The sequence below is a fragment of the bacterium genome (assembly GCA_016716565.1).
Classification (GTDB): Bacteria; Bacteroidota; Ignavibacteria; order Ignavibacteriales; family Ignavibacteriaceae; genus IGN2.
The window spans coordinates 69,369-81,198 of the sequence record JADJWC010000004.1; the positions used below are offsets into that span (position 1 = coordinate 69,369).

General features: G+C 35.9%; 9 protein-coding genes. 5 read left to right on the forward strand and 4 right to left on the reverse strand.

Features of this window, described 5'->3' with window-relative positions; translation table 11 throughout:
* Positions 1–59 precede the first annotated feature (59 nt).
* From IPM14_15670 to IPM14_15685, 4 genes are all read left to right on the forward strand, one after another.
* The gene (locus tag IPM14_15670; GenBank protein ID MBK9099514.1) at positions 60–827 is read left to right on the forward strand and encodes a hypothetical protein; all 768 of its coding nucleotides are present in this window, start codon (positions 60–62) and stop codon (positions 825–827) included.
* Positions 824–2,401, forward strand: a complete 1,578-nt coding sequence (locus tag IPM14_15675) for a hypothetical protein (protein MBK9099515.1) — start codon at positions 824–826, stop codon at positions 2,399–2,401. The genes IPM14_15670 and IPM14_15675 overlap by 4 nt, the downstream gene beginning before the upstream one ends.
* Complete coding sequence (locus IPM14_15680; GenBank protein ID MBK9099516.1) at positions 2,401–3,402, forward strand: hypothetical protein; 1,002 nt, start codon at positions 2,401–2,403, stop codon at positions 3,400–3,402. The genes IPM14_15675 and IPM14_15680 overlap by 1 nt, the downstream gene beginning before the upstream one ends.
* A 124-nt stretch (positions 3,403–3,526) precedes the next feature.
* On the forward strand, positions 3,527–4,423 hold the full coding sequence (locus IPM14_15685) for a PorV/PorQ family protein (GenBank protein ID MBK9099517.1): 897 nt from the start codon (positions 3,527–3,529) through the stop codon (positions 4,421–4,423).
* On the opposite strand, the gene IPM14_15690 is transcribed toward IPM14_15685, so the two are convergent.
* The 4 genes from IPM14_15690 to IPM14_15705 all read right to left on the reverse strand — a co-directional run bounded on the left by IPM14_15690 (position 4,420) and on the right by IPM14_15705 (position 9,912).
* The gene (locus tag IPM14_15690) at positions 4,420–4,890 is read right to left on the reverse strand and encodes a hypothetical protein (GenBank protein ID MBK9099518.1); all 471 of its coding nucleotides are present in this window, start codon (positions 4,888–4,890) and stop codon (positions 4,420–4,422) included. The genes IPM14_15685 and IPM14_15690 overlap by 4 nt on opposite strands.
* 90 nt (positions 4,891–4,980) lie before the next feature.
* Complete coding sequence (locus IPM14_15695; protein ID MBK9099519.1) at positions 4,981–7,155, reverse strand: T9SS type A sorting domain-containing protein; 2,175 nt, start codon at positions 7,153–7,155, stop codon at positions 4,981–4,983.
* On the reverse strand, positions 7,152–9,515 hold the full coding sequence (locus IPM14_15700) for a T9SS type A sorting domain-containing protein (GenBank protein MBK9099520.1): 2,364 nt from the start codon (positions 9,513–9,515) through the stop codon (positions 7,152–7,154). Before IPM14_15700 ends, IPM14_15695 begins: the two co-directional genes overlap by 4 nt.
* 46 nt (positions 9,516–9,561) lie before the next feature.
* Positions 9,562–9,912: a T9SS type A sorting domain-containing protein gene (locus tag IPM14_15705; GenBank protein ID MBK9099521.1), complete on the reverse strand. Its 351-nt coding sequence runs from the start codon at positions 9,910–9,912 to the stop codon at positions 9,562–9,564.
* A gap of 1,109 nt (positions 9,913–11,021) precedes the next feature.
* Here IPM14_15705 and IPM14_15710 point away from each other — a divergent pair.
* The gene (locus IPM14_15710; GenBank protein ID MBK9099522.1) at positions 11,022–11,744 is read left to right on the forward strand and encodes a class I SAM-dependent methyltransferase; all 723 of its coding nucleotides are present in this window, start codon (positions 11,022–11,024) and stop codon (positions 11,742–11,744) included.
* Positions 11,745–11,830 lie beyond the last annotated feature (86 nt).

The following is an 11,830-nucleotide window of genomic DNA, read 5'->3' on the forward strand; positions in this document are numbered from 1 at the left end:
TTGCAAAATATCTTAATTTTTACCTTGTGAGAGTACTTGCATCAAAATATTATTCTACTATGAGAAAAATCTATTTCTTGCTGATTCCACTTCTCTTGTGGGGATGTGAAAAAACTTACGATGATATTATCGATTCCGGAACTGATAATTACCAGGTAAGCTCTATTGCTGGAATAAAAGATACTGTTGATATGAAAATTCCAGGAGATTCACTTCTTAATCTCAGACTTATCTTTACTCCGCCCAGTCAGGTTTACAAAGCTTATTTTGATGTATATGCATCTGATAATTCAAAATTAAATTCAGCACCGATAGAGATGTATGAAATCATTGATGATCTTTATGAAAATCAATTTATTCTAAAACGGGAAAACCCTATTGGTAATTATACTGTCAGATTTTCAGCTGAAGGATTTGAAGGGGGAATTAAGCAGGTTGCTCACGCAACATTTTACTTTAAGAATGGTCAGGAGAATGTTCCTCCTGCGATTGCTAATACGGCAATTGATCCCGATACAGTTGTAGTTACTCAACCTACTGTGATCTTCACATCCGTCGAAGCTTCAGATCCAAACGGTTTGAATGATATTCTGGAAGTTTATTTTATTGTATATCGTCCTGATGGTACTTCAAATAACAGTAAAGTTTTCCTTTATGATGATGGTACATCGGAACATGGCGATGTGACTGCTGGAGATGGGATATTCTCAAGATTAATTCAGGTTGATCAAAGCAATCAAAAAGGAACTTACCGTTTTGAATTCAGAGCTAAAGATAGAATAGGTGACTTGAGTAATATCTTAAATCATTTTGTATTGATTCAATGATAAAATTATTTTTTAACCTTTTTCTTTTCCTAATCGTTGTTGAGGTTTCAGCTCAGGTCAAGCCTGAAACATTTGAACTTCCCGGTGACCAAAATTATTTTTCCAAAATTACTTCTTCAAATCCCACAAGCAACAGCATTCTTGATATTGTTACAATCGGTGATGAAGTTTGGCTCGGAACCAGCAGAGGTGTGAGTGTTTCATTTGACAGAGGAATTAATTGGACAAACTTTTATGGAACTTCACCATTCGGTGATGATAACGTCTCCGCTTTAGCATATAACAAATACGATGGTTCAATTTGGGCTGCAACTGCTACTTCTGTTCCTGGTCCCGGTGGCGGAAATGTACCGAAAGGAACAGGATTGAAATTTACAACAGATGGTGGTTCAACCTGGACAGCTCTTCCGCAGCCTGTAGATCATCCTGATTCATCAGTGGTAATTTTCGGACAAAATGTATTAAATGTTCTCCCGATAACTGTCGCAGAACAAAATCTGACTTATGATATTGCATTCACTCCAAATGCAGTTTGGATTACATCTTTTGCTGGTGGAACAAGAAGAAGCACAGATATGGGACAAACCTGGCAAAGAATTATTCTTCCTACCGATAGTTTGAATTCTATTTCTCCCTCGGATATACTTTCTGAAAGAGATAAATGTATTTCACCAACAGCTGGAAATTTCTGCAGTACAGGCTGGCTGAATTACAGAGCATTTTCAGTTGTTGCGGCTAATGATTCAACGGTTTATGTTGGAACTGCAAATGGTATTAATAAAACTACAAATGCTTCCGCACAAAATCCTTCATGGATAAAATTAAATCACCAAAATCAAAATCAACCAATCAGCGGAAATTTTATTACTGCTCTTGGATTTAATCATTATAACAACAGCATTTGGGCTTCTTCCTGGAAAGCTGAGGATCCGAATGAGTTTTATGCGATAAGTTTTTCAACGAACGGCGGAAATAATTGGAAGACATCTCTGAATGAGGAACGTGGTCATAATTTTGGATTTAAGAATGGGGATGTAATCGCTTTAACAGATAATGGAGCTTTCAGATCTTTGAGCCAGGGCAGAACCTGGATTCTTCCAAATAATATTGTGGATAAAGAATCGGGTGTAGAGTTAACAACCAGCATCTTTTACAGTGCTGCCTCCGATGATGAGTTTGTTTGGCTTGGTTCAAATGACGGACTTGCAAGAATCATTGAAACAAGTGCATATAATGGAGATTGGAAGGTTTATTTTGCTTCGCAGCCACTGAAATCAAATTCTGAAACCTATGCTTATCCAAATCCGTTTTCTCCAAGACAGGAACAGCTTAAGATAAAGTATAGCACTGGTGGAGCAGAAGCTGATGTAACGATAAGAATTTTTGATTTCGGGATGAACTATATAAGAACAATTATACAAAATGCACCGCGTAACAGAGATCTTGAGGGCGCTCCTGAATTCTGGGATGGACGAGATGATAATGGAAACTATCTGCCGAATGGAGTTTATTTTTATCGTATCGACATAAATGATGACGAACCATTATTCGGAAAAATAATTTATATGCAATGATGAAGAATTATTTTTTCATATCACTATTAGTTTTTTCTTCACTGATATTTGCTCAGCCGAAATTCAGTGAAATGTCAGTTAGCCCCGGAGCTTTCAGCAGAATTGGTTTTGGTGCAAGAGGAATCGGAATGGGAAATGCGATGTCATCAATTACTGAAGGCGAGTTGGTTTCTTATTATAATCCCGCGATAACGCCTTTCCAGGAAAACAATTCTTTCCAGGCAGGTTATTCATTTCTTACTCTGGACAGAGCATTAAATTTTTTCAACTACACAAGAAGATTTGATTTTTACTCATCAAAGGATACAGTTACAGAAACACGCAAACCGAGAACCACAGCAGGTATCAGTGTTGGTGTAATCAATTCCGGCGTCAGTAATATTGATGGAAGAGATAATAACGGGTTGCCGACTGGTGAACTCTCAACATCAGAGAATCAATTTTTTATTGGACTTGCTGCAAGAATTTCTGAAAAAATATCAATCGGAATTTCAACTAAATTTTTCTACTACAATCTTTACGAAGAAGTAAGCTCAACCAGCATTGGTTTGGACATCGGTGCTTTGTACAGAATCAATGAAAATTTTAATATCTCCTTCGTAGTTGCAGATTTGATGAGTAAATACGAATGGGACACTTCACCAATTTACCAGCAGGATGGATTAAATACGGAAGATAAATTTCCGAATCTCCGCAAACTTGGTGTGAGCTACAGAAATAAAGAACTCGGTTTGCTGGGATCAATAGAATTTGAAAACAGTTCAGTAAAAACGAATATCCTCAGAGCCGGAGTTGAATATAACATCTACGATCGATTTTATATTCGCGGCGGAGTCGACCAGTTTAATGCAAGCAATACTGATTGGCCTGTTAAACCATCATTTGGTTTTTCATTCTTTCAGCCGTTCAGTAATTTAGTAGTAGGTGTTGATTATGCTTTTCAGATTGAACAATATTCAAGTGCTGACAGGCATATCGTAAGCGTTAATTTTAATTTTTAGAAAAAGACTGTCATTCTGAGGAGTCCGGAGATTTCCGGACGACGAAAGAATCTTTAGTTCATTTTTGAGATTGCTTCATCCGGCAATCGCCGGATTCACAATGACTTCAATAAACGAATAAATGATGAAAAAAATAGTTACAATAATATTAGCTGTTACGACAATTTCTCTGGCACAATCAGCCGGCAGCAGTGGTTTATCATTCCTGAAATTTGGTTTTGGTGCAAGGAATATTGCAATGGGTGATGTAGGTGCAGTTGCTTCAAATGATTTATCAGCGTTATTTTATAATCCATCACGATTGGTTTCATTTGATCATAATGAAGCAATGTTTATGCATAACGAATGGATCCAGGACATAAGGAGTGAAGTCGGCGGAATTAAATGGAATATGTTCAGTCTTCCCTGGGCGGTTGGATTTAATGTAACCACAGTGGATGATATTGAAGTCAGGGAGCGTCCGGGTGATCCTATCACAACATTCAATGCTAATTATTTTTTCGGAAGTTTATCTTCTGGATTTAATGTTGTTGATGATCTGGATTTTGGACTCACCGTCAAATATCTTTATGAAAGCTTGCTTAGTGATGAGTCTACCGGTTTTGGATTCGATTTTGGATTAAATTACAAAACCCCAATCGAGGGTTTGACTGCGTCAACTGTAATTAGGAATATCGGTTCAATGAGTGAACTAAGAGTCGAAAAAACTAAACTACCGACAGAATTTCGTTTGGGCGGTGCGTACAATTTTAATCACGAAAGCTCAAAGACTGATTTCGTTTTAGCTGCTGAATTCCAAAAATATCTTGATACTGATGATATTCATTTAATCGGTGGTACGGAGATAATGTATAACAAGACATTTGCATTGCGTCTTGGTTATCAGTCCGGGTATGAATCAAGAGGATTTACAGGCGGACTCGGAATTTCCTGGGGAAGTCTCAGGCTAGATTATGCCTATATGCCTTTCTCTCTTGGATTAGGAAACGCAAACCTGTTTTCTATTCAATTTAAATTTTAACTCTTCTTCTCAAGCACTTCCAGTATTGTTACTGTGTGCTGGATAGTTACATCCAGGTACCTGTTCTCCGTAATATAAATCTGAAACGAATATTTACTTCCCTTTGCTGTAAACGTTTCAATCGGAATAATCTTCACATCATCTAGATCTTTTTCATATTGCTTTAATATGTTCCAGAGCGTTTTGAAAACCTGACCTGAATTGGTTTTAGTTGTTGTTCCCCAATCCTTGATAATTGATACAGCAATTTCATCTTTGAACTTTACAATACCGACAGGGGAGTCATTCTTATCTGATATATAGAAAGTCCCATCATCTTCCTCAACAACATTGAAACCTGATTTTAAATTCTCCCAAACTTCCATCATAGTCATTCCAAGTTTAACATCGTATCCGCGCAGATTTATTGTTTCGTCCTGTGCAATAATGCTGATGGTTAAAATAATAAAAACGAAAAAGGTTTTCATCAAATCTCCTAATTGAAAATTTTGTTTATTGAAAATTAACGAAGTGCAATAATTCGGCCAAAGATTTTGCCGCTTAAAATTCCAGATAGTCTATTTTAGCAGCATCATCTTCTTTGTCTCGATGTAAACTTGCCCTGAACCTGTTGAAGTATTTCCGACTCTTAGTTGATAGAAATAAATTCCGGAAGATGGGAGATATTTGATGGATGATGTGTTAAACTCGACTTCATAAGTTCCGGGCTGTTTTTCTTCATTAACCAGCGTAGCAATTTCATTTCCCAAAACATCATAAACTTTCAGGGTTACAAAACGAATGTCATTCCGGACTTGATCCGGAATCTGAAATTTTATTTTCGACGAAGGATTAAACGGATTGGGGAAGTTTTGGGACAAGGAATAGTAAATTTTGAGTGGATTCGAATCTTGTTGTGAAGTAATTATTTGATTTTCACTTCTTGCTACACCACCAAAAACGGTCCCACAATACATAAAATAATTTGAATCAATAGCTAATGAACGAACATAAGTGTCAGTTAACCCAGTACTAATTTCATCCCATCTCTCGCCATGGTCGCGTGAGAGGAACACACCACCAAATGCTCCAGCAAAGATTTTATCTTCTGAGTCAATTTCCAAAGAAAGAACATCAAGTTTAGTTAATCCATTATTAATTTGAACCCAGCTTTCACCATCATCAGTAGATCTGAAGACTCCTGTGACTACAGTTCCAGCAAAAATATATCCTAATGAATTTATTTCTAAAGCTCTTATATCGTACGGATAGAGTAATCCGTTATTTTTCGGAGACCAAGATTCACCATTATCCGAAGAATAAAATATACCTTCATTTGTGGTTCCAGCAAATAAATGATCATGATTATTGATTGTTAATGCTTGAATAGCTGAGTTTGAGGTTCCACTCAGATGTAATTCAGTCCAATTTGTTCCATTGTTTGTAGATCGAAAAATATAGGCATCTGCACCTCCGGCAAATATATACCCCAGCGCATTGCAGGTAAAAGAATAAATATAAGGCACTGTTATACCAGTATTAACTTCAATCCAATTATTTCCATTATTTGTTGAACGAAATATTCCACCTCCGGCACCAGCACCTGCAAAAATATGCCCGTAAGTATTTGCTCCGAGTGATTGAACCCAGGGGTAGGTTAAGCCATTGTTTGCTTGGATCCAGTTTTCACCCCCATCACTTGACCGATAAACACCACCGAAAGTGCCTGCAAAAATATATTCATCAGAGTTGATCACCAGAGAGGTAAGGTATGTTCCTGTTATACCTTCATTAATTTGTGACCAACTATCTCCATAATTTGTTGAAATGAATATACCATCTCCAAATTTGGTTCCAGCATAAATATATCCATTTGTATCACTTGTTAATGAAAGTACGTAAGGATGGTCTAAACCATTGTTTACTTCTTCCCAGGTTTCTCCATTATCTGTAGAGCGATAAACACCATAATTAGTCCCGGCGAAAATATAACTGTTCAATGCGACTTTTATGGAAATAATATATGGTTGATTAAGTCCCGATGTCAAGTGGATCCAACTTTCACCATTGTCGGTTGAACGATATATACTGTTTCCATACGTACCTGCAAAAACATGACCATTTGAATTAATAGCTAGCGATCTGACATCGGCATAAGGTAAACCGATATTTAATTGTATCCAATTAGCTCCGTTATTTGTTGATCGAAAAATACCAGACGATGATGTTCCGGCGAATATATGATCACTCTGATTTATAGCTAGGACCTGAGCATTTGTAGATAATCCGGTATTAGCAAGTGTCCAACTATCGCCATTATTCGTTGAACGGAAAACACCGGGACTTGAAGTTGCAATATAAAGGTGGTTATTTGAATTTATCGCTATAGCTTTTACTAAAGCATTTGAAGGTAATCCGTTGTTTATTGCAATCCAATTCTCTCCATTGTCAGAGGATCGAAAGACCCCGTCTCCATTAAATCCGATAAAGATTATGTTGTCAGAATTTATAACTAAACCACGAGCATAAGTCATTGGTAATTCATTATTAATCTGATCCCAATCTTCGCCATTATTGGTTGAACGGTAAGTCCCTGCATAATCCGTTCCAGCAAAAATGTAGCCATTGGAATTAATGGCAATTGCTCTTACATCACCTCCATAAGGTCCATTTGTCTGCTGCCAAAAGTTTTGGGCAGATAAAGAAGGGATTAAGGAGAAAATAAAACAGTAGATATATTTCAAAGTCTTCATTTTATTAATACCATCTTTTTTGTTTCAATGAAAGAACCAGCGCGAAGTTGGTAGAAGTAAATTCCGGAAGATGGGAGATGTTTGATGGATGATGTGTTAAACTCAACTTCATAAGTACCGGATTGCTTTTCTTCGTTAACCAAAGTTGCAATTTCATTCCCTAAAATGTCATAAACTTTCAACGTGACAAATTGCGTACTGCTTACTGCATACTGAATACTGGTTACTGGATTAAAAGGGTTGGGGTAGTTTTGAGAGAGACTGAATTCAAATACTCCATTGACGTTTACTCTCAAATCATCTAAGTATTGAAATGTTCCTAGATAATCTATCTGTTTTAATCTGTAAAAATATTCACCTCGTTCAAGATGATTATCTGTGTATGTATAATCATGATATTCTGTAGTTGTTCCATTTCCTTCAACATATCCTATAGTATAAAATTCCTGATCTTCTGTCTTTCTTTCAATCTCAAAAATGTGATTATTTAATTCTGTAGCGGTTGACCAATTAAGTACAACCTCATTGCCTTTTGAGACAGCTGTAAAAGAAATTAATTCTACTGGAACTGGTGGTCCTTGACCGCCGTTGGTTGTAAGAACTATCACCCCATCATCACCAGCAGTGAAAACTATATTACTGTCAACTATACAAACATTTTTAAGACCAATATATGGCGAATTGAATTGAGGTGTCCAAGAAAATCCCCCATTGGTTGTTCGATAAATATATCCATATTGACCACACGACCAACCTTTACGTGTATTTACAAAGTTTACATCATATAATTCGTAATAAGGATCATCGTAGATGGTATTCCAATTATTCCCACCGTCATTTGATCTGAGAATAATTCCATTTTTTGCCAACGCGAAGCCAGTATCCTGATTACAAAACTGAATCTTTAAAATATTACTGGTTATATTTGAATTTTGCTGAAACCAATTCAGCCCTCCATCGAGTGATTTGATAATCAAGCCATTATCACCTGCAATCCAACCGATACTAGTATTAATAAATTGAACAGAATTTAGATTGTTAGAAAATCCAGAAGTGAAGATATTCCAAGTCTCTCCAGTGTTGCTTGATTTTAATATCACTCCATTATCGCCAGCAATCCATCCAACATTATTATCAAGAAACTGAACTGAATTCAAGTTTATATTAACTCCGGAATTTTTCTCAATCCAGTTAAGATAATTATCGGTTGATTTAATGATAACCCCACTATTACCAACAGCTATGGCAGTTGATTGATTGAAAGTGTACACTGAATTTAAATCTTGCAATGTATTTGTAATCCCTGAGAACCAAGAGTCATTATTTTTTTTGATTATTGTGCCGCTATCACCTACAGCAACACCTCGTGTTAAACTATACATATCAATCGAATTTAAATTATTAAATTCTGTAAGCATCATTTCAGTCCACGTTTCTCCAATATCAGTTGTTTTGAATAATTTACTATATCTTCCAGCGATGTAACCGGTCGAATCATTAACAAATGAAATTCCGTCAAACCATGATGCTCCAGGAATTGAGATTGAAGTCCAGATGTTTCCGCCATTTGTAGTTTTAAGAAGCTTACTATTACCAGTTACGAATCCCAAACTGTCTGAAATAAAACACAATTTATATACAGAAGGAATACTTGCTACTGTAGTAGTCCATGTTTCACCACCATCGGTTGAATGCAGTAAATTATTTGGATATGCGGTAGCCCAGCCAATATTTTGATTTAAAAAATATACATCCCAAATTCTATTATTTACTCCTGTTTGTTTTTCTATCCACGTACTACCACCATCAGTACTTTTATATAACTTTCCCCAACCTGAAGTCCAGCCGATGTTTGGATCGATAAAATAAACTGCTAATAAATCGACAGGGAGTGATATTACATAATCCCAGTAACTAATATCAGTAATGATTTTAAAAATATTACCATCATCTCCAACAGCCCAGCCATGATTGTTATCCAAAAGGAAAACATCCTTAACTGCAGCATAAGCGTATGGCAAGTGATACCCTTCTTCCCAATTAAATCCTCCATCATTAGTATAATAAATAAAGCCAGGACCATATAAATAATATTGACCTATTGCTACACCGTTATTTTCATCTAAAAATTTTATAGATAATAATTCATTCCCAAAAACTCTACTTATGTTAAACCAAGATTTTCCCTCGTTATTAGTCATTGCGAAAAGGGCTTCTCCACTGAGGAATCCTTTTTGCTCTGAAATAAAATCTATAGAATAAAAATCGTTCTGCTGGAAATTATGTATGACATTCCATTGTGCTGGAATTTGAATGTAAGATAAAATGGTTATAAATATTGAAATGAATAATTTATTCATAATTAGCTCTGCTCTTAAAATTTATAAATTTAGTTTGCATTATTTGTTACCTCAATAACACCATCTTTTTAGTTTCGATATAATTACCAGATTTCAATCGATAGAAATAGATACCAGATACTGGACTCTTGATGCTGGATGATGGATTAAACTCAACTTCATAAGTGCCGGCCTGTTTTTCTTCATTAACAAGAGTTGCAATTTCATTTCCCAAAACATCATAAACTTTAAGCGTAACATTACCAGCCACAGGTAACTGATAACTGATTACCGTGCTTGGATTAAACGGGTTGGGGAAGTTTTGAGAGAGACTGAATTCATTAGGGAATATTCCTGAGTCATCAACTGACAAACCAAAATCAGCGTGAAATGGCTGCGAAAGAGAATCTATTCGCATTCCATTTTGCCTAACTATTAATTGAATGTCATATTTGTTCTGCTCTGAATAAAAAATAGAATCAAACGGAATAATAACTGGATCATAAGGTGGCCAGGATTTTGGATGAAACCAAAGTTCGTAATCGTATTCATCTAGTGAATCAATCACAATGAAATAATAATTATCAAGCGGTATCTGGGTACCTGTAGAATCATAGTAATAGAAATAAGTATTAAAACCCGGTTCAATTGAAATGCTGTCACGTTCATTCGTACTGATTAAATTTTTACAAATAATTTCAGGAGTTGTGCATCCGCCATTTACTAGCGCAGTATCAACTTGTGGGAAAAATTGTATTTGTACATTAATTGGTGTAGGAATTAATTCAAATCTTTGCAGTACTCTTTCCAGGAAATTATAGTCATCTATCAGATTGTATAAATCTAGAATAACGTTTAATGTATCAACCGTTGATATATAAGTTGGATGAATATCAAGACCTGCAGATTGCCCTATTAGAATCGGTGAAATGGTGCCTATCGGTGCAGGAATGCCCGAGCTCATAAAACTTGTATCGATAACTATTCCGTGTGTGAAAGTTGTATCAATACCTGTTACTGAATCTACAAATGAAGAAACAAGTAGGTAAAGCATTTCATCTAATCCGATGTGATTCCAGAATGCCTGATTAGTTGAGTCAATAGCTGGATTGGAAACTAAATACATCGGTTTACCTTCTGCTGAATAATTTTTTAATATGTCAGCATTTATTTCTGACAAAACATATGGAAAATCAATGAATAGAAATGCTGCATCAAAATTGTAAATTGAATCATCCAGTGATTCGGCAATGAAAACAGAATCTTCTGTCAATTGTGAGAGGGTGTATTGGAAACTTGATGATACATCATCCGGATCGAAGATATATATACTATGGTCCTGAGAATAAATTCTTGAAGTGAGGGCGAGAAACAGAAAACAGGCAAAATATTTTAGAGCTTTCATGGCTACTACTCCCTGATTTGTTGCTTCAAACGTAATAAATTACTTTTTAAGATTCAATTTAGATAAGAAGCATCCGACAATTTTTAATATCTTTGCTCATAAATTTTAACGGAATAAGTCATTTGAGCGATTTCAATTACGTAGATCATTACAAAAAAGACGCTGTCGAATTCGATTACTTCGAGGAACGCAAAGGTGCCACAGCACACGATGAAAGACGTGTAAGGGAATTTATCATCGCAAAAATTCCGAATAGTGTTAATTCAATTCTCGATGTCGGCTGCGGGAATGGCTGGGTTGCAAAAGAATTTCTTCCAAAAGGGAAGTCAATTGTTTCGATGGATATTTCTGTTACAAATCCGTCAATTGTCAAAAAGCTTTATTCCAATCCAAAACATTTTGCAGTTACGGCAGATTCATTTCATCTTCCCTTTAACGATGATTCTTTCGATTGTGTAATTGCATCGGAGATAATCGAGCACGTTTTCGATCCAGCTGTTTTTATCAAAGAATTATTCCGTGTAGTGAAAAGGCGAGGAAGTCTGATAGTTACAACTCCATACAAGGAAAAAATTATATATTATCTCTGTATTCATTGCAATCAAAAAACACCTGCCAATGCTCACATCCATTCCTTCGATGAGCATAAACTTCAAAGTTTGTATACGGGCAATGATCTGGGAAAATTCAATTATGAGACTTTCGGGAATAAAGCGCTTCTTTTTTTAAGAACCCACGTGATACTCAAGTTTTTTCCGTTCTGGTTGTGGAAGTTAAAAGATAAATTCGCAAACTGGATTTATCATAAACCTGTGCATATCATCTGTGAGTTTAAGAAGAAGTGAAGTTGCCACCTCACTGTCATTCCTGCGAAAGCAGGAATCCAAGACTATGGAAATAAATGGATTCCCACTTGCGTGGGAATGACAAA

What these genes read in the sequence shown, in the direction of transcription:
- IPM14_15700 (MBK9099520.1), bottom strand. Translation starts at nt 9,515, where the DNA reads ATGAATAAATTATTCATTTCAATATTTATAACCATTTTATCTTACATT.
- IPM14_15680 (MBK9099516.1), top strand. Translation starts at nt 2,401, where the DNA reads ATGAAGAATTATTTTTTCATATCACTATTAGTTTTTTCTTCACTGATA.
- IPM14_15670 (MBK9099514.1), top strand. Translation starts at nt 60, where the DNA reads ATGAGAAAAATCTATTTCTTGCTGATTCCACTTCTCTTGTGGGGATGT.
- IPM14_15705 (MBK9099521.1), bottom strand. Translation starts at nt 9,912, where the DNA reads ATGCGAATAGATTCTCTTTCGCAGCCATTTCACGCTGATTTTGGTTTG.
- IPM14_15685 (MBK9099517.1), top strand. Translation starts at nt 3,527, where the DNA reads ATGAAAAAAATAGTTACAATAATATTAGCTGTTACGACAATTTCTCTG.
- IPM14_15695 (MBK9099519.1), bottom strand. Translation starts at nt 7,155, where the DNA reads ATGAAGACTTTGAAATATATCTACTGTTTTATTTTCTCCTTAATCCCT.
- IPM14_15690 (MBK9099518.1), bottom strand. Translation starts at nt 4,890, where the DNA reads ATGAAAACCTTTTTCGTTTTTATTATTTTAACCATCAGCATTATTGCA.
- IPM14_15675 (MBK9099515.1), top strand. Translation starts at nt 824, where the DNA reads ATGATAAAATTATTTTTTAACCTTTTTCTTTTCCTAATCGTTGTTGAG.